This window comes from Paractinoplanes abujensis, from assembly GCF_014204895.1.
Lineage (GTDB): Bacteria > Actinomycetota > Actinomycetes > Mycobacteriales > Micromonosporaceae > Actinoplanes > Actinoplanes abujensis.
On sequence record NZ_JACHMF010000001.1, the window covers coordinates 2,348,675 to 2,371,496 of the forward strand.

Annotated in this window: 17 protein-coding genes and 1 tRNA gene; 10 read left to right on the top strand and 8 right to left on the bottom strand. The window is 73.2% G+C overall.

Translation table 11 applies throughout. The annotated features are described in order from the left end of the window. Positions 1-66 precede the first annotated feature (66 nt). Entirely contained in the window at positions 67-1,206 is a 1,140-nt protein-coding gene (locus BKA14_RS10385; protein ID WP_184950701.1) for an endonuclease, read from the top strand. On the opposite strand, the gene BKA14_RS10390 is transcribed toward BKA14_RS10385, so the two are convergent. Continuing rightward, a complete protein-coding gene (locus tag BKA14_RS10390) occupies positions 1,207-2,811 on the bottom strand; it encodes a methyl-accepting chemotaxis protein (protein WP_184950702.1) in 1,605 nt (534 codons plus the stop codon). Positions 2,812-2,914: 103 nt separating this feature from the next. Between BKA14_RS10390 and BKA14_RS10395 the strand changes: the two genes are divergently transcribed. Further along, on the top strand, positions 2,915-8,062 hold the full coding sequence (locus BKA14_RS10395; protein ID WP_184950703.1) for a diguanylate cyclase: 5,148 nt from the start codon (positions 2,915-2,917) through the stop codon (positions 8,060-8,062). Between the two features lie 18 nt (positions 8,063-8,080). Here the strand turns inward: BKA14_RS10395 and BKA14_RS10400 are convergent, their stop codons facing one another. Next, positions 8,081-8,707 (bottom strand): TetR/AcrR family transcriptional regulator, encoded by a 627-nt coding sequence (locus BKA14_RS10400; protein WP_184950704.1) that lies wholly within the window; start codon positions 8,705-8,707, stop codon positions 8,081-8,083. Positions 8,708-8,875: 168 nt separating this feature from the next. Between BKA14_RS10400 and BKA14_RS10405 the strand changes: the two genes are divergently transcribed. Next, entirely contained in the window at positions 8,876-9,802 is a 927-nt protein-coding gene (locus BKA14_RS10405; RefSeq protein WP_239092364.1) for a glutamate-cysteine ligase family protein, read from the top strand. Here the strand turns inward: BKA14_RS10405 and BKA14_RS10410 are convergent. Together BKA14_RS10410 and BKA14_RS10415 are read right to left on the bottom strand one after the other, a co-directional pair. Next, on the bottom strand, positions 9,783-10,220 hold the full coding sequence (locus tag BKA14_RS10410; RefSeq protein ID WP_184950707.1) for a CBS domain-containing protein: 438 nt from the start codon (positions 10,218-10,220) through the stop codon (positions 9,783-9,785). The two genes, BKA14_RS10405 and BKA14_RS10410, sit on opposite strands and share 20 nt — an antisense overlap. Before the next feature lie 300 nt (positions 10,221-10,520). Further along, positions 10,521-11,048 carry a CGNR zinc finger domain-containing protein gene (locus tag BKA14_RS10415; RefSeq protein ID WP_184950709.1) on the bottom strand — a complete coding sequence of 176 codons (528 nt, stop codon included), beginning with the start codon at positions 11,046-11,048 and terminating at the stop codon, positions 10,521-10,523. A gap of 47 nt (positions 11,049-11,095) precedes the next feature. Between BKA14_RS10415 and BKA14_RS10420 the strand changes: the two genes are divergently transcribed. Together BKA14_RS10420 and BKA14_RS10425 are read left to right on the top strand one after the other, a co-directional pair. Beyond that, positions 11,096-11,878, top strand: a complete 783-nt coding sequence (locus BKA14_RS10420) for a sulfite exporter TauE/SafE family protein (protein ID WP_438861881.1) — start codon at positions 11,096-11,098, stop codon at positions 11,876-11,878. A 92-nt stretch (positions 11,879-11,970) separates the two neighbouring features. Continuing rightward, complete coding sequence (locus BKA14_RS10425) at positions 11,971-13,605, top strand: methyl-accepting chemotaxis protein (RefSeq protein WP_184950711.1); 1,635 nt, start codon at positions 11,971-11,973, stop codon at positions 13,603-13,605. Positions 13,606-13,837: 232 nt separating this feature from the next. On the opposite strand, the gene BKA14_RS10430 is transcribed toward BKA14_RS10425, so the two are convergent. Then, positions 13,838-13,910, bottom strand: a tRNA-Gly gene (locus tag BKA14_RS10430). 98 nt (positions 13,911-14,008) lie between these two features. Between BKA14_RS10430 and BKA14_RS10435 the strand changes: the two genes are divergently transcribed. After that, positions 14,009-14,329, top strand: a complete 321-nt coding sequence (locus BKA14_RS10435; protein WP_184950712.1) for an STAS domain-containing protein — start codon at positions 14,009-14,011, stop codon at positions 14,327-14,329. On the opposite strand, the gene BKA14_RS10440 is transcribed toward BKA14_RS10435, so the two are convergent. Continuing rightward, a complete protein-coding gene (locus BKA14_RS10440; RefSeq protein WP_184950714.1) occupies positions 14,298-14,876 on the bottom strand; it encodes a GNAT family N-acetyltransferase in 579 nt (192 codons plus the stop codon). The two genes, BKA14_RS10435 and BKA14_RS10440, sit on opposite strands and share 32 nt — an antisense overlap. A 210-nt stretch (positions 14,877-15,086) precedes the next feature. On the opposite strand from BKA14_RS10440, the gene BKA14_RS10445 reads away from it, so the two are divergent. Both BKA14_RS10445 and BKA14_RS10450 read left to right on the top strand, forming a co-directional pair. After that, a complete protein-coding gene (locus BKA14_RS10445) occupies positions 15,087-16,154 on the top strand; it encodes a glycoside hydrolase family 26 protein (RefSeq protein ID WP_184950716.1) in 1,068 nt (355 codons plus the stop codon). 159 nt (positions 16,155-16,313) lie between these two features. Beyond that, complete coding sequence (locus tag BKA14_RS10450; protein ID WP_184950718.1) at positions 16,314-16,994, top strand: nucleotidyltransferase domain-containing protein; 681 nt, start codon at positions 16,314-16,316, stop codon at positions 16,992-16,994. Positions 16,995-18,013: 1,019 nt separating this feature from the next. Here BKA14_RS10450 and BKA14_RS10455 read toward each other — a convergent pair. Beyond that, positions 18,014-19,228, bottom strand: a complete 1,215-nt coding sequence (locus BKA14_RS10455) for a vanadium-dependent haloperoxidase (protein WP_239092362.1) — start codon at positions 19,226-19,228, stop codon at positions 18,014-18,016. A 124-nt stretch (positions 19,229-19,352) separates the two neighbouring features. On the opposite strand from BKA14_RS10455, the gene BKA14_RS10460 reads away from it, so the two are divergent. Next, positions 19,353-19,967, top strand: coding sequence for an endonuclease V (locus BKA14_RS10460; RefSeq protein WP_260416954.1), 615 nt, complete (start codon positions 19,353-19,355; stop codon positions 19,965-19,967). A 227-nt stretch (positions 19,968-20,194) separates the two neighbouring features. Next, positions 20,195-21,274, top strand: a complete 1,080-nt coding sequence (locus tag BKA14_RS10465; protein WP_184950723.1) for a hypothetical protein — start codon at positions 20,195-20,197, stop codon at positions 21,272-21,274. Between the two features lie 36 nt (positions 21,275-21,310). Here the strand turns inward: BKA14_RS10465 and BKA14_RS10470 are convergent, their stop codons facing one another. Beyond that, entirely contained in the window at positions 21,311-22,774 is a 1,464-nt protein-coding gene (locus BKA14_RS10470) for a benzaldehyde dehydrogenase (protein ID WP_184950724.1), read from the bottom strand. Positions 22,775-22,822: the final 48 nt, after the last annotated feature.

Consider the following 22,822-nt stretch of genomic DNA (forward strand, 5'->3'; position numbering starts at 1 on the left):
CCCGTTCGGCGTATGACAATTCCGATATGGCCGTCCGGACACCGGGGAACACATAGTCTGACGCCTATGTCAGAGCCGAAGCGCCACCGGCGTATTGCTCTTCTCGCGGCACCGATCATCGCCGCCGTATTCCTGACGGTGCCTGCGGGCGCCGCCGCCACGCTGACGGTCGCGCAGGCGATCAGCAGCCAGAGCGGCACCGGCACGGTGACCGGTTACGTGGTCGGCGAGCCCACCGCCACCAGCACCGTACGGACCAGCGGGTTCACCGGCGACACCGCGCTCGCCCTGGCCGACAGCCGCACCGAGACCTCGACCGCGCGGATGGTGTACGTGCAGATCACCAGTTCCTACCGGGCGTCGTTCGGCCTGCTCGGCAACCCCGGCCGCCTCGGCACCACGATCACCGTGACCGGCTCGCTCACTGCGTACTTCTCGCACCCGGGCCTGAAGTCGCCGACCGCGATGACCGCGGGGGGCACGACGACCCCGCCGGCCACTCCCCCGCCCACGGGCGGCACCGACTCCTACTACGCGGGCGCGGCCGGCAAGACCGGCGAGAGCCTGAAGACCGCGCTGCACCAGATCATCTCCAGCGGCGTGACCAAACTGTCTTACGACGGGGTCTGGAACGCGCTCAAGGTGACCGACCAGGACCCGGCCAACTCGGCCAACGTCAAACTGTTCTACTCGGGCCTGAGCCGGTCGAAGTCGCTCAACGGCGGCGACCAGGGCGACTGGAACCGCGAGCACGTGTGGGCGCAGTCGCACGGCGACTTCGGCACCGCCGCCGGGCCGGGCACCGACCTGCACCACCTGCGCCCCGAGGACGTCGCGGTCAACAGCGCCCGCGGCAACAAGGACTTCGACAACGGCGGCACGGCAGTATCGGGCGCGCCCGGCAACTACACCGACAGCAACTCGTGGGAGCCGCGGGCCGCGGTCAAGGGCGACGTGGCCCGCATGATCTTCTACATGGCCGTGCGCTACGAGGGCGGCGACTCCTACCCCGACCTCGAGGCCGACGACGCCACCAGCAGCGGCTCGGCCCCGCGCATGGGCCGGCTGTCGGCCCTGCTGGCCTGGCACGCCGCCGACCCGCCGGACGCCGCCGAGCGGGCCCGCAACCAGACGATCTACGCGAGCTACCAGCACAACCGCAACCCGTTCATCGACCACCCGGAGTGGGCCGCGTCAATCTTCTGATCAGACGGAGAACCGGTTCACCGCGGCCCGCAGGCGGTCGGCGAGGGCGTTCACCTCGCCGGCCGCGCGCGTCGCCTCGGCCACCGACTCCCGGCTGGCCGCGGTGCTCTGCGCGACGGCCGAGATGCCCCGGGCGATGTCGTTGGCGCCGTCGGCGGCCTCGGTGACGCCCCGGTTCATCTCGGTCGTGGTGGCGCTCTGCTCCTCCACGGCCGAGGCGATAGTGGTCTGGTAGTCGCTGATCTGCTGGATGATCTGGCTGATCCCGTCGATGGCCGCGACCGCCTCCCCGGTGTCGTTCTGGATGGCCACGATCCGCTGCGAGATCTCCTCGGTGGCCCGGGCCGTCTCCTGGGCCAGGTCCTTGACCTCGCTGGCCACCACCGCGAAGCCCTTGCCGAGTTCGCCCGCCCGGGCCGCCTCGATGGTGGCGTTGAGGGCGAGCAGGTTGGTCTGGGCGGCGATGGCCTGGATCGTGCCGATCACGCTGCCGATCTCGGCCGACGAGTCGCCCAGCCGATTGATCGTGGCGCTGGTGTCGCGGGCCGCGCTGACCGCCCCGGCGGCCACCCCGGCCGCGTCGGCGGCGTTGCGGGAGATCTCGGAGATCGAGGCGCCCATCTGTTCGGTGCCGGCCGCCACGGTCTGCACGTTGCCGGAGACGCCACCCGCGGTGCCGGCCACCCGGTCGGCCTGCTCGTACGCGGTCAGCACGGCCCCGTCGATCTGCCCGCTGACCCGGTACAGGGTGTCGGCCGCGGCGGCCAGCGCGCGGGCGTCGTCGCTGATGGTGACGACCGTGGCCCGGACACCGTCGGCGGCGGCCTCGGCCGTACGGGCCATGTCGCCGACCTCGTCGGGCGCCGTGTCACCGATCCGCACCGCCAGATCACCCTCGGCCAGGCCGCGCAGCGCGTGCGTGACCCGCCCGATCGGCCCCGTCACGCTCCGGGTGACCAGCGCGACCAGCAGCACCGCGGCCAGCACGGCCAGCAGCAGACCGACGACCATGGCCGTACGGGCGGCGGAGGCGGAGTTCTGGGCGTCGACGGCGGTCCGGTCGGTGCGCGCGGTCACCGACTTCACGAGTTCGTCGGTCAGCTGCACGATCGTGAAGTAGATCTCGTAGCCGGGGCCGAGGACGACCGCGTTGCCGGCGTCGATCCGGTTCGCGGCGAACGCGGCCACCGCCTGGTTGTCGGCCTCGAAGTACTTCGTCCACTGCTCGGTCATCTGCGCGAACAGGGCCCGCTCGGTGTCGGTCATCAGGTCGGTGCGGGTGGCGCCGAGCAGGGTGCGCAGTTCGCCCGCCGAGGCCAGGAAGCCGGCCCGGTTGTCGCTGGCCGGGTCGGCGGCCTTCTTCGCGCCGATCCGGTACGCGTCCCAGGCGGACGCGACCTGCCAGCCCGAGATGTCGGCGTCGCGGAACTTCTGCTCGTCCACCTGGTGCATCAGGACCTGCAAGTCGCGCAGGCGCTGGGCCGAGTCGGACTGCCGGTGCAACGCGACCACGCCGATCCCGACCACCACGCCGAGCAGCCCCAGCACCACCGCGAAGGACGCCGCGAGCCGGGCCCGGATGCGCAGCCGCCGTACGAATGTCATGGTCCGCCCCCGCTGACGCCGATTGTCTCCCTGATCCCCATCGGCGGCCTACGAGCACTTCTGAGTGGGTCAGAAATCGGGTACGGCTGCCGAACAGGGATGGGTGACGAGGACGGCCGCAAGCCGGGCAGCCACGCTGACCGGGTTCGACGTGCAGGCCGAGCTGGGCCGGGGCGCCTTCACGACCGTGCACCGGATCGAGCACGAAGGCCGCCGGTACGCCCTCAAACGCCCCACCGGCCCCGCCGGCGACGACGTGCTCGTCTCCTTCCAGCGGGAGGCGGCCCTGCTGGCCTGCGTCGACGACCCCGGCGTGGCCCGCATCTTCGCGGCCGGGCGCTACCGGGGCGATCCCGCGCTGGTGCTCGAGCATCTGCCCGGCGGCTCGCTGGCCGACCTGCTGGGCGGCGGCCCGCTCGGGCCGGAGCGGGTGGTCGAGCTGGGCGCCCAGCTGGCGCGGGGCCTGGCCGCCGCGCACCGGGTGGGGCTGGTGCACCGCGACGTCAAGCCGGGCAACATCATGGTCGCGCCGGGCCACCCGGCCAAGCTGATCGACTTCGGGCTGGCTCAGCTCGGTGACGGGGCCGGGGCCGCCCACGACCAGGCCGTGGGCACGTTCCTCTACAGCTCGCCCGAGCAATCGGGCATGCTCAAACGGCCTGTGGACGGGCGTTCCGACCTGTACTCGCTGGGCGTGGTGCTGTTCGAGTGCCTCACCGGGCGGCTGCCGTTCGAGGCGTCCGACGTGGGTGAGCTGCTGCGCCGGCACGCGGTCGCGGCCCCGCCCGACATCGCCGTCCTGTGCCCGGCCGCGGACCCGGCCCTGATCGCCGTGATCGACCGGCTGCTGGCCAAGGACCCCGACGACCGCTACCCGGACGCCGGGGCGCTGCTGGCCGACCTGCGAAACGCTCCCGGTGGTGCGGCCGCCGCCGGGCCCGCCGCCGCCCGCTGGCCGCTGGCCGGGCGGGAGACCGAGCGCGAGCAGCTGGCCCGGCGCTGGCGCAGCGCCCGCGACGGGCACGGTGGCGTGCTGCGCATCCGGGGTCCGGCCGGGTCGGGCCGCAGCCGCCTGGCCGAGGAGGTCGCCGACCAGGCCGCCGGCTGCCCGGTGCTGTTCGCCGCGGCCGACCCCGACGCCCCGCTGCCGATGGCCGCGCTGCGGTCGGCGATCGACGGCTACCTGCAGTCCGTACGGTGGCTGCCCGCACCCGGCCGCGCGACTGCCGAACAGCACCTGCGGGAGGCGGCCGCGGCGGCCGGGCCCGCGCTGGCCGCGCGGCTCTCCCCGAGGCTGGCCGAGATCATCGGGGCCGTCCCCGAGGAGGGCCGCGACGAGCTGGTGCTGGCCGCCGCGGCCGCCTTCCTGGGCGACCTGGCCCGGCGCGCGGGCGGCCTGGTGCTCGTCCTTGACGACGCGCACTGGCTGAGCCCGGCCACCCGCGAGGTGCTCGACCGGCTCGGGCCCGACCTGCCGGGGCTGCCGCTGCTGGTGGTGCTGACCGAGCCGGCCGGGGAACCGGGCCCGGACGTGGCGGCCGACACCGTGCTGGACTGCGAGCCGCTGGGCCGGGCGGCGGTGGACGAGCTGATCGCCTCGCGGCTGCCCGGCGCCCGGGTCACGGCCGAGCTGACCGGGCACGTCGCCGACCGTACGGGCGGGAATCCGTTCGCCGTCGTGGCGTATCTGTGGCGGCTGATCGACGCCGGCCTGCTCAGCCCGCTGTGGGGCGAATGGTGGTTCGACGAGGCCGGCGCCCGCGCCCTGCCCGCCGCCGAGGACGTGCGCGACCTGCTGGCGAGCCGGCTGGCCGACCTGCCGGGCGACGTCCGCGAGGTGCTCGTGCCGGCCGCGGTGGCCGGCGCCCGGTTCCGTAACGAGACGCTGATCGCGGCCGGGCTCGCCGAGGATCAGGTGGTCGCCGCGGTGGCGGCCGCCCTCGACCGGCGGGTGCTGGAGACCCGGACCGGCGGCGCGTACGCCTTCATCCACCCGCTGCTGCGCGAGCAGCTGCTGGCCACGGTGCCCGCCGAGCGGCAGCAGCGGCTGCACGCCGCCGTGGCCGACGCGCTGGAGGCCCAGCCCGCGGCGCTGCGCGACGCCGAGCACGTCTACGCCGTCGCCCGGCACCACCAGCGCGCCGGCGACCGGGTGCCGGCCGGGCGGCGCCGGCGCAGCGCGCTCGCGGCCGGGCTGGCCGCCCTCGACGACCAGGCCCCGCAGGAGGCGCTGAGCTATCTGCGCGAGGCCGTCGACGGTGATCCGGCGCCGCCCACCGCGGTCCTGCACCCGCTGGCCGTGGCCTACCTGCGCGCGGGACGCATCGACGAGTCGCTTGCGACCATCCGCCGGGCGATCGCGGGCGAACCCGACCGGCGGGCCCGGGCCCGGCTGCTCACCACCGAGATCGAGGCCCACCACACCGTCTGGCACGACACGGAGGCCCTGAACGCGGCCTCGCGGGCCCTCGGCGAGCTGCGCCGGCCGCTGCCCGCGCGCGGCCCGGCGCTGGTGCTCACCACGCTGGGCATCGCGCTGGCGGGCGCGTTCGTCAGGCGTACGGGACGGGGGTCGGGAACCGCCACGGGCCGGCGCCGGGAGGACCTCGCCGCGCTGGCCGCCGTTCTCGACGCCGGGGGCTACGCCGCCGCGATCGGGCTCCGGTTGCGCGAGGCGCTGCTGCTCACGATGCGGGCCCTGTACGCGGTGAACCGGCTCGGCCCGTGCCCCGAGTACGTGCGGGTGTACGCACTGGCCGGCTACGTCACCACTGTCGTCAAGCTGCGCGGGGTGGGCGGCCGCTGCCTGGACCGGGCGGCGCGCACGGCCGCCGGCCTGGGTGACCCCGGGCTGGGCGCCTACGTCGAGTGGATGCGCGGTTGCGCGATGCTGTTCGGCGGCCAGGACGACGGCACCGCCTGGGCCGAGACGGTCAGCCGCAACCTGCGCTGGTACCGCCCGGCCCAGATGCTGGTCGGCCACTCCGCCATCGGCCTGCGGCGGGTGCTGCGCGGCTACGTGCAGGACGCCCGGTCCGAGTACGAGCGGGGGCTGTCCGTGCTGGCCGACCCGGCCGACGCGCTGGGCACCTCGTTCAGCATGCTCGGGGTGCTGATCCCGGCCATCCAGGGCCGGCCCGGCGACGCCGCCACGGTGCTGGCCGACATGCGCGCGGCCTGCCCGCCGGGGACGGCCACGGTCGCGCAGCGGGTCAACGTCGTGGTCGCGGCCGCCTGCGCCGCCGTCGAGGAGGGCGAGTTCGGCGACCGGTTCGACGCCGTCGTCGCGGAGTTCCACGCTCTCGGGCTGCGCAACCGCGACCTGATGCAGCACCACAAGTGGTTCTACGCGTTCCAGTCGCACGGCCGGATGGCCCAGCTGCGCCTGGCCACCGACGAGCAGCGCCCGGCCGCGCTGGCCCGGGCCCGGGCCGCCGTGGCCCAGCTGCGCCGGGTGCGGCGCAGCTCGCCGCTGCTGAACTGCTCCTACCTGATCGGCGAGGCCGCCCTGGCCCTGATGCGGGGCGACGCCGCCGCGTGCATCGAGTGGACCGACAAGGCCGAGCGGATCGCCCGCCGGTTCGACTCGCCGATCGTGCACTTCGAGGTGGCCCGGTTCCGCGCCCGCGCGTTCCGGCAGCTCGGGCCGGCCGCCGAGAGCGACCGCCACGCCCGCTGGGCGCTCGCGCTGGCCGGGCAGTACGGCTGGGAGCTGCGCCGGCGGCAGGTGCGGGCCGAGTTCGGGGCCGACGACGGCGGCGCGACCGGGCGGCGCACGGTGGTCGGCCGGCGCTCCGACGGGGGCCGCAGCCGCCGGCTCGAGGCGCTGCAGGAGGTCGGCGCGGCCGCGGCCACGGTGCTCGACCCGCGGCAGATGGCCCGGGTCACGCTGGACGAGATGCTGCGGATCCTGGGCGCCGAGCGGGCCTTGTTCTTCCTGCTCGACGAGGCCGGTGAGCCGGTGCCGTACGCCGGGCGGGGCGCGAGCGGGGCCGACCTGACCGAGACCACCGCGTACGGCACCACGCTGGTGCGCCGGGTCGCCGACGAGGGCGAGGCGCTGGTGCTGACCGGCACCGAGCAGGGCGCCGCCTTGGGCTCGCAGAGCGCGGTCGTGCACGGCCTGCGCAGCATCCTGGTCGTGCCGGTGCGGTTCAAGGGCCGGACCCTGGGCGTGCTCTACCTGGACAGCCGGATGGCGCGGGGCATCTTCACCGCCGACGACGTCGAGGTGCTGATCGCGATGAGCAGCCACCTGGCCACCTCGCTGGAGACCGCCCGCGCGGCCCAGCTGCAGCTGGCCGTGCAGACCGCCCGCCAGCAGCAGGCGTTCGCCGAGACGCTGCGGGCCAGCCTGGCCGAGCTGAGCAGCATCCACGACCCGGCCCAGCTGCTGCGGCAGCTCTTCGCGACGCTCAGCACGCAACTCGGCGCGACCGCCGGATGCCTGCTCGGCGCGGGCGACACGGGGATCATGGCCGTCTCCGGGACGGCACCGGCTGAGCTGCTCGGCACCAGGCCCGACGTGGCGGTGCCGGGCCCGGCCCCGGTGCTCGTCGACGACGCGAACCTCCGTACGGCGGTGGTGCTCGCGGTTCCGCTGCAGCACCGGGAGGGCCGGGCCGGGGTGGCGCTGCTGGGCGGGGACGGCTTCGACGACACCGCGCGCAAGGTGGCGGCGGCGCTGGCCTTCCAGGGCATGGCCGCCTACGACAACGCGCGGCTGTTCAGCCGGGTGCAGGAGCTGGCCACCACCGACGAGCTGACCGGGCAGCACAACCGCCGCCACTTCTACGCCATCGCCGGCGCGCTGGTCGAGGCGGCCGCGCGCGGCGGCCGGTCGCTGGCGGCGGTGATGCTCGACATCGACAAGTTCAAGGGCATCAACGACACGTACGGGCACGGGGTCGGCGACGAGGTGATCCGCGAGGTGGCCAACCGGGTGCGGGCCGGCATCAGGCACTCCGACGTGCTCGGCCGGTACGGCGGCGAGGAGTTCGCGGTGGTGCTGCCCGACCACGGCGACGACTCCCCGGCGGAGCTGGCCGAGCGCATGCGGGCCGGCGTGGCCGGGACTCCCGTGCCCACACGGGCTGGGCCGATCCCGGTGACGATCAGCGTCGGCGTGGCCCTCCTGGCCGCGCAGGACACGCTGGACCAGGTGCTGGCCCGGGCCGACCACGCGCTCTACCAGGCCAAGGAGACCGGCCGCAACCGCGTCGTGCTGGCTCAGGGTCTGTCTCGTAACTGAGGCGGGGCTGCGGCCGGGTCAGTGACGAGACAGCCCCTGGGCGGTGGCCTCCTGCAGCTGGCGCCACGGGCTGAGGCAGTGCTCGACCAGGGTCAAGGCGCCCTCCGGATCGGTCGCGGGCGCGGCCAGCACGGCGTGCACCTGCTGGCCGATCGCCACCGAGAGCAGCACGTCGGCCAGGGCGGCCACGGGCACCCCGGGGCGCAACTCGCCGTCCTCGACGGCCTCGGTGAGCTGGCGGCGCACCACGTCGCCCCAGCGGGCCAGGGCCTCGGTGGCGGCCGGGCCGGGCCGGCGGCTGACCGCGAGCCGGCCCCAGAAGCCGATCATCACCTCGGCCTCGTCGCGGGCCTGACCGCTGACCGGCAGGATCTCGCGCAGCGTGGCGTCCAGGGCGGCCAGCCCGCGCCGGTCCTGCGCGGCGGCCGCGATGCGCGTGTCGACCTCCTCGAGCACACGCTGGCAGGCCGCCGAGACGACCGCGTCGAGGCTGTCGAAGTAGTGCCAGAGAGCTCCCGCGCCCACGCCGAGTTCGGCCGCGATGGCCCGGCTGCCCGCCCCCGCGAGGCCCTCACGGGCCACCACGGTCAGGAAGGCGCCGACGATCTCGGCCCGCCGTCGCTCGTGGTCAACAATCTTGGGCAACCCGTTTCCTCGTCTCTTCCGGTGCAGGAGGCGCCCGCATACCCCCGGCACCGCCCCCTACACCTTGACGGACCGGCCGTTCCGGCCGAACGGCCAATGCCTACTGCGCAGATAGGAATGCTATGCTCCTGCGGTTCCCGGCCGGACCGCACTGGAGCGAGGCGCCTTGTGACACCCCTGGACGAGCGGATCGCCGCCCTGCTTCTGGCTGACCACGCGTTCGCGCCGGCCACGCCCGGCTTCGTCGGCGCCGCGGTCGAGCTGCGGGCCGCGCTGGGCGAACGGCACACCCTGCGGCACGGCTTCCTCAGCCCGCGCTCCCCGCGCACGGCCGTGCTGAGCGGGCCACCCTCCCCCGGCCTGGAGGCCAGCATCGCGCGCATGGCCGACGACCTCGACGCCGCCACACCCCTGATCGGCGAGGTCCGGCCGGGCGGCGTCCGGGTGGCGCTCGAGGCGGGCCTGGAAGGCGGCGGCCCGCTCGGGCTGACCCGCCGCTGGGCCCTGGCCGGCACGCTCGCCCCCGTGCTGGCGGCGGCGTTCGCGAACTCCCCCGCGCCCGACGGCCGGCGCAGCACCCGCCAGGCCCGGCACCGCGGGCTGCCGGTGCTGCGCGCGATCAGCGACCCCCGGCGGGCCTGGGCGGCGTACGTGCTGGAACAACCCGGCCGCACCGGGGCGGGGCTGGCCGGCCTGGCCCGGCACGTCGACGCGCTGCGCCCGCCGGTGGCCGCGCGCGGGCATCTCGAGATCGACGTGGCCGACCGGCAGCCCCGCGACGGCTGGCGCGTGGTGGTCGCGGTGACGGCCGTGCTGATGGACGACCCGCGGGCGGCGGCCGCGGCCGAGCAGATCACCGCGCCGCTGGCCGCCGAACCCGCCCTCTGGCAACGGGCCGCCCACGACGCGCTGAGCGACCCGGTGCTGGCCGCCGCCGCACGGGCCTGCTTCGTCGAGGCGTACGGCACCCTGGCCCGGCACGGCGCGTCCCGCGACCTGCGGGACCAGGTCGCGGAGTTCACCGAGCGCTACGTCATGCGCGGACGCTGCCCCGCCGACGACGTGCTGGACGCCGTCAAGCCCGCTCGCCGGTGATGTATCCCTCCAGGCTCGACCGTTCGTGCTCGAGCTCGTCGATGCGGAACTTGACCACGTCGCCGATGCTGACCACGCCCTGCAGCCGGTCGTCCTCGATCACCGGCACGTGACGGAACCGCCGCTCGGTCATCAGCCGCTCCACGTCCTCCAGCGCCGCGTCGCGCACCACCGAGCGCACCTGCGTGGTCGCGATCGCCGACACCGGCTCGGTCAGCACCGCCGCACCCCGCGCGGCCAGCGCCCGCACGATGTCGCGCTCACTGACGATGCCCTCGACCCGGCCGCCGGCACCCGCCACGATCACCGCGCCGATCCCGTGCTCGGCCAGGACGGCCAGCAGCTGCGTCACATCGGTCTGGGGTGACACCGTCACCACTCGCTCGCCCTTGACCCGGAGAATGTCGCTGATCCGCATGTCGTCGCCTCTCCCGTCCAGAGATCCGCGACCACGCAGCGCCGCGGGGCATGTGCCCCCTACTAGCCGTCATCACGGACCCGATGTCAAGGGCTCCCGTCTGCCGCCACCCCATCGCGCGCCGGCCCCCGCGATTCCCGGCCCACCGACGGGCCCGGCCCCTCGGCCACGGCGTGGACGCCGTCGGCATCGGCGCGGCTCCGCGTGGCCGGCAGCACCTGCTCGCCCGCCTCATCGGCACCCACCCCACCCGCCCAACCCGATTGCCCCGACGCGGGCGAGGACCATGACGAAGCCCTGTCAGCGGGTGGACGCGGCGCGGGCCCGGTGCCGGCGGACGGCGTCGCGGTTGGCGCAGGCCGGGGAGCAGTACGACTGCTTTCCCGTACGGCTGAAGTCCGCGTACGGCTTGTCGCAGTGCTCGGCGGCGCAGCGCCCCAGCCGATGCATGCCCCGGCCGGCCAGGTGCAGGGCCGTGCCGACACTGATCAGCGTGCGCAGCACCGAGGCCAGCGGCTGCTGCGGATCGCGGTAGTGAAGATGCCACCCGTCGCCGGCGTGGTTGGTCAGCCGGGGGTAGGCCGACGCGAACTTGAGCAGATCGTTGAGCCGCGTGGCCCGTTCGGCGTGGTCGGTGGCGTCAATCACGGTGAGCCATTCGGCCAGGAACTCGGCCGTCGCCCGGCGGTCCACCTTCGTGACCGGCAGCTCGATGACCAGGTCGTAAGCCCGGCAGCGGGCCACCATCGCGGCGTCGTCGGAGGGCGGGTCGGTGATCAGCGACAGGGCCAGCCGCACGGCATCCTCGCCGTAAGGGTTGAGATGCATAAAGGCATTACAGCAGGATAGGCGGCGATCTTGAAGGGGTTGTCGCCGTGGAATGGCTGTACGGGTTGGAATGGCAGCACGTCGCGCTGCTGCTGGTGATCGCGGCTGCGGCCGGGTGGGTCGACGCGGTCGTCGGCGGGGGCGGGCTCGTGCTCGTGCCCGCGCTGATGCTCGGGCTGCCGGGCATGTCGCCGGTGACCGCGCTGGGCACCAACAAGGTGGCCAGCATCTGCGGCACGACGTCGGCGGCGATCACGTACGCCCGCCGTACGAAGATCGATTGGCGGACGGCCGGCCCGGCCGCGGGACTGGCCGTGGTCTTCTCGGGCCTCGGGGCGCTGGCCGCCTCGCACATCCCGGCGTCGTACTTCCGTCCCGTCATCATGGTGTTGCTGCTGCTCGTGCTGGCCTTCGTGGTGGCCCGGCCGTCGTTCGGCGTGGTGATGACCGAGCCGTCGCGCACGTGGCGCCGCCGGGCGGCCGCCGTGCTGCTGGCCGGCACGGTGATCGCCTGCTACGACGGCATCCTCGGCCCCGGCACGGGCACGTTCCTGATCATCACGTTCACCGCGCTGCTCGGGCTGGACTTCGTGGCCAGCTCGGCCACCGCCAAGATCCTGAACGCCGGCACGAACCTGGGCGCGTTGCTGGTGTTCGCGGCCGGCGGTCACGTGCTGTGGAAGCTGGGCCTGGCCATGGCCGTCTGCAACATCGTCGGCGCCCGGTTCGGAGCGGGCACGGCCCTCAAGCGCGGCGCCGGTTTCGTCCGCGGGGTGCTGGTGGTCGTCGTGGTCGCGATGGTGGCCCGCCTCGCCACTCAATACTTCTGATCGTTCGCGAACTTGCTGATATCCACCCATTACACGAGAACGGTTCGCGATAGTAAGGAGGACAGCGGGTTTCGCACGGGACGGAGAGCAATATGAGCGTGTTCGCGCTCAGCGAGCCGGTGGCGCAGCCGGGGACCAGCCGGCGTTCCTTCGACGATCTCAGTGTCAAGGTGAAGGTGCTGACCGCGGTGGCCACCGCGGCCCTCGTGGCGTTGGTCGTCGGCATCATGGGGCTGACCGCGCTGAGCAGCGCGAGCAACTCCGCGCAGCTGATCTACACCAGCAACGTGGCCAGCATCAAGGCCGCGGGGCAGATCCGCGCGATGATCACCGAGGCCCGGCTCGACACGGCCAACCAGGCCCTCTCCGTCGATCAGGCCGGCACGGAGAAGTTCGAGAAGGCGTTCGAGGAGGACCGGCAGGCCTTCGGGGCCGCGCTGACGGCCTACCGCAACAGCATGCCGGCGGGGGATCCGGCCGTCATCGACAAGCTGCAGGGCCAGTGGGAAACCTACGTCAACCTGGTGGAGACCGAGCTCCTCCCGGCCGGCCGGGCCAACCAGCTCACCAGGTGGGCGCAGACGCGCGACAGCCAGGTCATGCCGGTGATCGACCAGGCCTACGCCAGCATGGACGTCCTGGACAAGGCGGAGAACGCGGACGCCGCGAAGAACGCCGCCGCGGCCCGGGCCGGCTTCGAGTCCAACCGGGCCTGGTCGATCGGTGTGCTCGTCGTCGGTCTGCTGCTGGCGCTCGCGCTGGGGTTCTGGGTGGCGCAGCGCATCGTCGGCTCGCTGGGCAAGGTCACGGTGGTCTGCGACGGGCTGGCCGACGGCGACCTGACCCGCACCTCCGGGCTGACCAGCGCGGACGAGCCGGGACGGATGGGCCGCTCGCTCGACAGCGCGATGGCCCGGCTGCGCACGACAGTCCAGACGATCGAGGCGTCCGCGGCTTCGCTGGCCGGCGCGTCCGACCGGATGACCGGCACCGCCACCCAGATCGCGTCGTCCGCCGAGGAGACCTCGGTGCAGGCCCAGGCCGTGTCGGCCGCCGCCGAGCAGGTGTCCCGCAGCGTCGACAGCGTGTCGGCGGGCGGCGAGCAGATGGGCGCGTCGATCCGGGAGATCTCACAGAACGCGGCCGAGGCGGCCCGGGTCGCGGCCGAAGCCGTCAGCGTCACCGCCACCACGTCGGCCACCATGGGCAAGCTGGGCGAGTCGTCGGCCGAGATCGGCAACGTGATCAAGACGATCACCGCGATCGCCGAGCAGACCAACCTGCTCGCCCTCAACGCCACCATCGAGGCGGCCCGGGCCGGCGAGATGGGCAAGGGCTTCGCCGTGGTCGCCTCCGAGGTCAAGGACCTGGCCCAGGAGACGGCACGGGCCACCGAGGACATCTCGAAGCGGGTCGAGGCCATTCAGGCCGACACGAGCGGCGCGGTCATGGCGATCGAGGAGATCTCGCTCGTGATCGAACGGATCAGCGACTTCCAGACCACGATCGCCTCGGCCGTGGAGGAACAGACGGCCACCACCGCCGAGATGAACCGCAGCGTCACCGAGGCCGCCCACGGCTCGGGCGAGATCGCCGCCAACATCACCGGCGTGGCCGAGGCGGCCCGCCTGACCAGCCAGGGCGTCGCCGAGACCCAGGAAGCCACGGCCGAACTGGCCCGCATGTCCTCAGAGCTACGCAGCGTAGTCTCAGCCTTCCGCGTCTAAGCCCACACCCACGGCCACCCAAAGGCCGCCCACCACCGGGCGGCTGGCCGAAGGCCGCCCACCACCGCAAGGCCGCCCCACCGGGCGGCTGGCCGAAGGCCGCCCCGCCCCAAGAGCACCCACCCACCCAGCCGCCACCGCTCGCACCGTGGGGTCTGGGGCTCGGCCCCAGGGCAAAAATACGAGGAGGCCCCGGTCCACGTTTCTTGTGGACAGGGGCCTCCCGGCTCCGAGCGGACGACGGGATTCGAACCCGCGACCCTCACCTTGGCAAGGTGATGCGCTACCAGCTGCGCTACGTCCGCGTCGGGCAGAACTCTACCGGATCGGCCGGTGTGCTCGCGCTCGGGGCCCGCCGGGCGGTCCGCTGCTGGGGTGGCCGGTGGCGGGTAGCATTCGAGCAATGCAACCGGACGCCACGATTCACCACGAACCGGCCGATGCCGACGGCCTGGTCGTCGCCTCGCTCAGCGGGGAGCTCGACCTCGACCGGGCCGATGTGGTGCGGGATCGGCTGGCCGCGATCGCCTCCGACCCCGCCTGCCGTTATCTGCGGGTCGACGTGGCCGGGCTCGACTTCATCGATTCGTACGGGCTGGGTGCCCTGGTCAGTGCCCGTAACAGCGCGGCCGCCTCGGGTGTGACGCTGACGCTGGCCGAGCCGTCGCCGCCGGTGCGCAAGGCCATCGAGGTCACCGGCCTGGGGCACGTGTTCGGTCTGTGAGCAGGTCGGCCGGGATGAGGGAGTAGATCGCCAGGTCGACCCGCCCGGCATGGACGATGCCCGCGTTGCGGGCGACTCCCTCGTACGTGAAGCCCGCTTTTTCGGCGACCCGGGTCGAGGCTCGGTTGCCGGGCGCGATGCGCAGGACCACCCGTTCGAGGGCCGCTTCGGTCAGCGCCCAGCGCGACAGCGCCACGACCGCCTCGGTGATCAGGCCGCGAGCGCGGGCCGCGGGCGCCGCCCAGTAGCCGATCTCGGTCGCCCGGTGCCGCCAGTCGGTCTTCTTGAGGTCGATCAGGCCGGCCAGCGTCCCGTCGCTCTCGATCGCGCGGATCAGGCCGCTGCCGTTCGCTCGCACCGCCGGCACGTGCCCGGTCACGTACGTCACGGCCTGTTCCCGCCCGTACGGGGACGGAAGTGGCAGCCATCGTTGTGTCTCCGGGTCGGCCACGGCGGCGGCGATCGCGTCGGCGTCGTCCTCGCGCGGGGGCCGCAACGTCAGGCGGGCCGTCCGCAGAACCACATCGGGGAACACGTTCTCGCTCACGGGACGATCCTCGCCTGTGCGCGCCAGGACCCGTACGGGTGCCTGGAAAGCTCAACCCCCGCCTGCCGCGACCGATCGCAGGGCCGACGTGCCGGGGTCTTTTCCGGCGCAACCGTCGCGCACCGGGACGGGCACTCGGCGCGCACCTGACGACCTGGAATCTCTTTCCCATGCCCGGCTGACAACGGCCGGACAACAGGGGGAGATCAGATGCTTCGTAAGTCCGTGTACTCGCTGGCCACGCTCGTCGCCGGGTTCGGCGCGCTCGTGACCGGCCCGGCCACGGCCCACGCCGCCACCACGCCGACGACCCCGGCCGCCAAGCCGGCCGTGCAGAAGTGCGTGACGGACGCGAAGCTGGTTCCGAGCTGCGGCGTGCTGTGGGGCGCGGCGGCGGGTGGTTTCACCGGCAAGCCGCGCGACGAGGAGCACAAGGCGTGGGAGAAGCTCAGCGGCCGCACCGCCACCATCTTCCACTCGTACCACAAGGGCGACGAGAAGTTCCCCACCGCTGCCGAGATCGCCCTGGTGCGTGACCCCGCCAAGCCGCGGGTGCTGCTGCTCAACTGGCGCGTCGAGTACGGGTCGACCTGGGCCGCCGTCGCCTCCGGCAAGCTGGACGCGCGGATCGACGCGTTCGCCGCCCGGGTCAAGGCGACCATGCCCGAGAAGTTCTTCCTGGTGCTCAACCACGAGCCCGAGGACGACGTGCGCCCGGCCGCCGGTTCGGGCATGACGGCCAAGGACTTCGCCTCCTCGTACCGCCACGTGATCAAGCGCCTCAAGGCCAAGGGCCTGAGCAACATGATCAACGTGGTGGCCTACATGGGCAACGAGAAGTGGATGGCGCAGACCTGGTGGAACGACCTGTACCCCGGTGACGACGTCGTCGACTGGATCGGCCTGGACTCGTACGTGAGCGCCGAGCAGAACTACTACCACGCCGGGGTGTTCGCCGACCTGCTCGACCGCAAGGCCAAGGGTGGCCAGGGCTTCTACGACTGGGCCGCCACCAAGCACCCGTCGAAACCGCAGATGGTCGCCGAGTGGGGCGCCTACCACCGCATCGGCAAGGTCGTCGACAAGAGCAAGCAGTTCACCAGCGTCCTGCCCGAGCTGGCCAAGCGCCCCAAGGTCAAGGCGATCGTGTACTTCGACACCAAGAAGGACGCGTTCGGCGACCGCGACATCAGCATCGACAGCGCGCCGTCGAGCCTCGCCGCGTTCCGCAAGCTCGCCGCCAGCCCCAAGTTCAACGTGACGATCAAGCTGAAGTGACTCGATGACGGCAGTCGCCCTACCCGGGGCGGCTGCCGTCATTTCGGCGTTGAAGGAGCGAGCCCTCACTCCGTAGCGTGGGTGCATGGCGAAACGAGCGGCCGTGACCAGCGCGAAGATCGCCCGCGCGGCGGGCATCGGCGACGCCCGGGACCGCCCGTGATCGACATCGCCCCGATCGCCGGCCTGACCCACCCCCGCGCCGTCATCCTGCACGGCTCCCTGGCCGCCGGCGGTTTCCGCCCCGGCCACAGCGACATCGACCTGCTGGTAGTGACCGACGATCCGTTGACCGACAAGCAGATCACCGCCCTGGAGTCCTACGCCCGCACCGCCGACCTGGGCGACGCGGCCGGCCTGGACCTGCACGTCGTCACCACCGCGGTGGCCCGCAACCCCACCCCCGCTCCCCCGCTCGACCTCTTCATCGGCCGCCAGGCCACGATCGAGATCGAGACCCGGGTCCCCGAAGCCCCCGACCTGCCCGCCGAACTCTCCATGGCCCGCGCCCAGGGCCGCTCCCTGCTCGGCCCCACCCCACCCGAAGTCCTCTCCCCCATCCCCGGCACCTGGATAGTCACCCGCGGCCGCCACTGGCTCCGCACCTGGCTGACCCGCACCGACGACGCCGCCCACGCCGGCTTCATGCGCCAGACCGCGTGCCGCATCTGGCATTTCGCCGCCACCGGCCGGTACTGCTCCAAGCAGGAAGCTCTCACGTGGGCTCACACCCAGGACCCCACCCTGGCCGGAGCCGACCTGACCCGCCTGCTCACCACAGTCCTGGAAAAGACAAGTCCCGGCCCCGTACGCCAGGAGGACCCCCACCCCTTGCCGTGACGCACCGCGCCGCCGTAGCGAGCGGCCGCTCGCGCGATACCGACCATGTCCGGGCCCAACCGGCCGCTCCCAGCACAGGCCCACCCGAGCGCAGGCCCACTCCCGGCACAAGCCCACCCGACCGCACACCTGCAAAGCGCGAGACTCCCTCAGCGCAAGACCCTCCGGGCGCAAGATCACCCCAGCGCGAGACCGCCGGCCCGCGCCTCCCCGGCTCAAGACCGCCCCAGCGCGAGACCGCCGGCCCGCGCCTCCCCGGCCCAAGACCGCCCCAGCGCGAGACCGCCGGCCCGAGGCCCTCCCAGCCCTGGACCCGTCGAGCGCGGGACCACGCGGCGCAGGCCCCGCCCGGCGCAGACACCGCCCAGCGCACACCAACCCAGACCCGCTCGGAGCAGACCCGCCCCGCGCGGGCCGCCCTGCCCAGGCCGCCCTGCCCCAAGCTCGGCCCACCGCGAGCCCGCCCCGGACCACCGCAACCGCGGCCCACAACGGGCTCCCCCGCCTCGAGCTCAGCTCCCGTCGGCGCGGTCGAAACCGGGGATCGAAGCAGGCAGCCCAGACCCTACAGGCCTTCGGGGGACAGCCCCGAGTTATCCACAATGGCCGGCAGTCCACAGGCCCGCCGTGAAGATCGCTGCATCTCGGTAGAATGGCTGGTGGCGGGGGACCCCCGGTGGAGGGCGGGCCATGCGCCAGGGCGGGCCATGCGCCAGGGCGGGCCGCAGAGGGCCTGCGCCGGGCCGCGACACCATCGGTCCGCGCCCGCGGGAAGGTCGGGTCCAGTCTCATGGCGCGTCAGGGTCCGCGGTGGCTGGTTGCCGGTGCAGGCGTCCGTCGGCCACCTGCCCGAGAGTGACCAACGCGGCACCGGTTGCCGCGGGCCGTGACGGTTCTCGCGGCCGGCTCAGGGCGGGCAATGATCACTTCGTCGCGGACGAGCTGACGCACTGCGGCGAGGCCGGGCACGGCGATCGCGGCTCGACCTGAGCGAGCCGGACGTCGGGCCCAGCGCGCGTTCAGCGGCGCCGGAACTGGTGGGTCAGCACGTACTTGGCCACCCCGTTCCCGATCCGTGCGCCCTGCACGTCGGCGCTGCGGTAGTGCACCCCGCCCCAGATGCGGGCCTCCACGACCTCGTCCAGCGCGGACGAGAAGCTGCGGAAGTGCCGCGTGGTCCCGGCGTCGGCGCTGTAGGCACTGAACGGGATGTCGTCGCGGCCGAAGAACGAGCGCATCGTGTACATGATCGTGGAGGTGGAGCACGTGTGGCCGGACGTGTAGTCGGGGAACGGCGGCGTCACCAGCAGCGGCAGCCACGACGGGTCGGATGTCGCCTGTACCGCGGTCACCGGGCGCCAGAAGTTCCAGTGTTTCTTCTCGTTGAAGCAGGCGATCAGCGAGTCCGCGTTGGCGATCTCGGCCATGGCGAAGAACCGCGCCGCGGCCAGGGTGCTCAGGTGCTGCCGGTCGGCGACCTGCCGTTTGATCTCCCATTCGGTCAGCCGCCGGTCGTGCCACCAGATCGCGGCCGACGTCTGGTCGGCCGTCCGTACGGTGCTCGCCACTGCGCCCAGGGCTTTGACCTCGGCCAGGTCGCGGGCCCAGGCGGCACTGGTCAGGGCGGGCGGCCCGGCGGTGCGGAACAGGTCGCCGCGCGGGATCACGAAGGGGCGCATGTCGCCGACCCAGGCGCCGTCGGCGGCCAGGGTGGGTGGGGTGGGCCGCCATTGGCCGGGCGCGGCCGACGCGTTCCAGGTCTTGCCGGCGAACGCCCCGTCCCCGGCCCGGGCGGCGATCATGGCCGCGGCCGCGTCGGCGCCGGCCCGGATGCCGCCGTTGCGGGCCCGGCCGGGCGGGATCGTGGCCAGGGCGTCGGCGTACATCTGGTCGAGGGAGGCACTTTGGGCGGGGAACAGCGACAGCAGCACCCGGTAGGCGGCCGAGGCCACGGCGGCGTCGAGCGAGTCACCCCGGTGGCCGCGCGGCGCGGTCAGGTACGGCTCGTAGGGCGTGCCGGCGATGGCGTTGACGGCGTCGTAGATCGCCCCGTGCACCATGGCGAAGCTGCGCGGGGCCACGTACGGCGCCTGCTTGGCGACCTCGTAGATGGCCTGTTGCGCGTGGCTGTTCCACAGCACAACCGGATTGGGGCGTGCGGTGGCGGCCCGGGCCGGCACTCCGATCCCGATCAGCGCGACTGCGAGGACAAGGGCATACCATCGTCGAGCCATGATCATCCCCCCGTGGACGTCTTCCGGAGCCAGCCTCGCGGAATCTCCACAGCGGACACAAGTGGCCCGGAAAAGGTCGGAGGGATCCACTGCGGTGCAGGACGCCGAGCGGCTGCAGGACGAGCTGAGACAACGCGTGGTCCGGACGTCGGCCCCGATCGCGCTGCCCCGGACGGTGACCGGGCTCGATGTCACCTACGAGACGGGCTCGGACCGGGCCGTGGCCGCCGCCGTCGTGGTCGACGTCGCGTCGCTGGCCGTGGCCGAGGTCGCGATCCATCGGGGGCTGGCCGATTTCCCGTACGTCCCCGGTCTGCTCGCGTTCCGGGAGGTGCCCCTGCTCGTGGCGGCCGTCGAGAAGCTTGCGACACCGCCGGCCCTGCTCGTCTGCGACGGTTACGGCCTGGCCCACCCGAAGCGCTTCGGCCTGGCCAGCCACCTCGGTGTGGTCCTCGACCTCCCCTCGTACGGGGTGGCCAAGACCGCTTTCGTCGGCGCGTTCACACCCCCGGCCGAGGCTCGCGGCTCGCACGCCGACCTCACCGACGACGGCGAGGTGATCGGCAGTGTGGTGCGCACGCAGACCGCGGTGAAACCCGTCTTCGTCTCGGCCGGGCATCGCATCGGTCTTGCTGACTGCATTTCCTTGACGCTACGGCTGAGCGGCCGCTATCGCATTCCGGAACCAACCCGTCAGGCCGACATCGAATCCCGGAAAATACTTCGCGAATGGCAGTGACGACCACCCCTTTCGAGTGAACGGAAACCATTTCGGAGCGGAACCGAAGAAAGCCGGTAGCAGCGCTCTGAGCAGGCGTGACCTCAATATGGACGGAATCTCCGCCGGGACCGTCACGGGTGTTGCACAATGCATTCACAGGCGACACCTAAGGTGTTTTGGCACGTTGAGCCCTCGAACCGACCGCGCCAGGCCCGTAGGCGCGCGGGGTGCACCGGGAGGCGGCAATGGCGAGACGCGTCTTTATTCATGTCGGCGCGCCGAAGACGGGCAGTACGTACGTGCAGAACGTGTTCTGGACCAATGTGGACGCGTTGCGCGAGGCCGGTATTCTGCTGCCGGGCAAATTCTCCGCGCACGACGAGGCGATGGCCGACCTGCGCGAGCTGACGTGGCACGCCAACCCGGCGTGGTCGTGGGATAGGCTGGCGGCCGCGGCGGGCGAGTGGCCGGGCGACGTGGTCATCACCAACGAGGGCCTGGGCGCCGCCACCGACGCGCAGGCCGCCCGCGCGGTCCGCAGCCTGCGCCCGGCCGAGGTGCACATCCTGGTGGCGGCGCGCGACCTGTGGCGCACCTTCCCGTCGATGTGGCAGCAGAGCATCCGGGCCCGGGGCGTGTGGAGCTTCTCCGACTTCATCCGCGCCGTCGAGCGCGGCACCTTCGACGACTTCTGGGAGCACCACACGGCCAACCGGATGCTGCGCCGCTGGGGTGACCTGGTGCCGGCCGGGCAGCGCCACCTGATCACGGTGCCCGGGCCGGGCATGCCGCGCGACACCCTGTGGCGGCGGTTCGCGGGCGTCATCGGCATCCCCGACGGCGTCTGCGACCTGACCGTGGCCGCCGGCGCCAACACGTCGCTGGGCGCGGCCGAGGTCGAGGTGCTGCGCCGGGTCAACCGGGCCCTGGGCGACCGTTATCCGCACCGGGCGCCCTACCAGCGGGTGGTCCAGCGGCACCTGGTCGACGCGGTGCTCAAGCAGCGCACGAACGAGGTCCGCTTCGGCGTCGGCCCCGACCGCGCCGCATGGGTTCTCGACTTGGCCGAGCAGCAGATCAAGGAGCTCGCCGAGTACCCGTGCGACGTGGTCGGCGACCTGGCCGAGCTGCGCCCGGTCGACGTCGCCCCGGTGCCCACCCCCGACCAGCTCCACCGCGACCAGGTGCTGGACGCGGCCATCGAGACCATCATCGGTATGATCGGCCACGCCGAGCAGCTCGATCTGCAGCTGCCCCGGCCCCGCGAGAGCCTGCGCCGCCGGGCCACCCGCAAGGTGCGCCGCGGGCTCAAGCTCTGGACCTGAGCCCCGTTTCCCGGCTGGGCGAGCCCGCGGCAGGACTCAGAACGGGTAGGCGGCGGCCTGCGACCGTACGGTGATCCAGCGGGTCTCCGTGAACGCCTCGATGTTGGCCGCCGCGCCGCCGAAACGCGAGCCCGTGCCGGACGCCGCGACCCCGCCGAAGGGCGCGTTGGCCTCGTCGTTGACCGTCTGGTCGTTGATGTGGACGATGCCGGTCGGGATCCGGTCGGCCAGCTCGACGCCGCGCATCGCGTCCCGCGTGACGATGCCCAGAGACAGCCCGTACTCGGACGCGCCGGCCAGGGCCACGGCCTCGTCGAGGCGGCTGAACTTGGCCACCGGCGCGACCGGCCCGAAGATCTCCTGCGCGAAGGCCGGGGTCGACGCGGTCACGCCGGCCAGCACCGTCGGCCGGTAGAACAGCCGGTCGTACTCGCCGCCCGCGGCCAGCCGGACGTCGCCGCCCACGCTCCCGGTGACCAGGCTGTGAATCTTGTCGCGCTGCCCGGCGTCGATGATCGGGCCCAGTGCCACCTCGTCGCGGGCGGGGTCGCCGACCGGCAGTTTGGTGGCCTTGTCGGCCAGGCGTTCGACGAAATCGTCGTACAGGCTTTCGTGCACCAGGTGGCGGCCGGTGGTCATGCAGATCTGGCCCTGGTGGAACCAGCTGCCCCAGGCGGCCAGGTTGACCGCGCTGTCGACGTCGGCGTCGGACAGCACCACCAGCGCCGAGTTGCCGCCCAGCTCGAGGTGGGCCCGCTTGAGGTGTCGGCCCGCGAGCTCGCCGACGCGGCGGCCGGCCTCGGTGGAGCCGGTGAACGAGAGCACCGGCACCCGCGGGTCGGTGACCAGTGCCTCGCCGACGTCACGGCCGCCCGGCAGCACCTGCAGCAGCCCGTCGGGCAGGCCGGCCTCCTGGAAGATGCGCGCCAGCACGAGGCCGCCCGTGACCGCCGTACGGGGATCGGGTTTCAGCAGCACGGCGTTGCCCAGGGCCAGCGCGGGCGCCACGGAGCGGATGGCCAGAATGATCGGCACGTTGAACGGCGCGATCACGCCGACCACCCCGACCGGCGTGCGGCGGGTCATGGACAGGCGCGGCTCGCCCGAGGGGATCAGCTCCCCGTACGGGCGGCCGGGCAGCGACGCGGCCTCCCAGCACTCCTGCTCGGCGGTGTGCACGGCGAACCCGGCCATGCCGGGGACGGCCCCGACCTCGCGGATGTTCCACCACGAGATCTCCTCGGCGTGCTCGGCCCACAGGGCGGCCGCCTTGCGCAGGACGGCGGCCCGGGCGAAGTGCGGCCGCGCGGCCCATTCCTGCTGCGCCTCGGCGGCGGCGCGCGCGGCGGCCTCCACGTCGGCCGGCGTGGCCAGCGCGACCCGGCCCAGGGTGCCCCCGGTGGCGGGCTCGACCACGTCGACGGTCTCGCCGCTGCCGGCGCGCCATTCGCCCTCGGAGAAGAGCAGGTCGTGCCAGCGGGACGGTTCGAGCAGCGCCATCGTGGGGCTCCCTTCAAGCAGGTGGCCCGACGATAGGCAGGTGTGTCC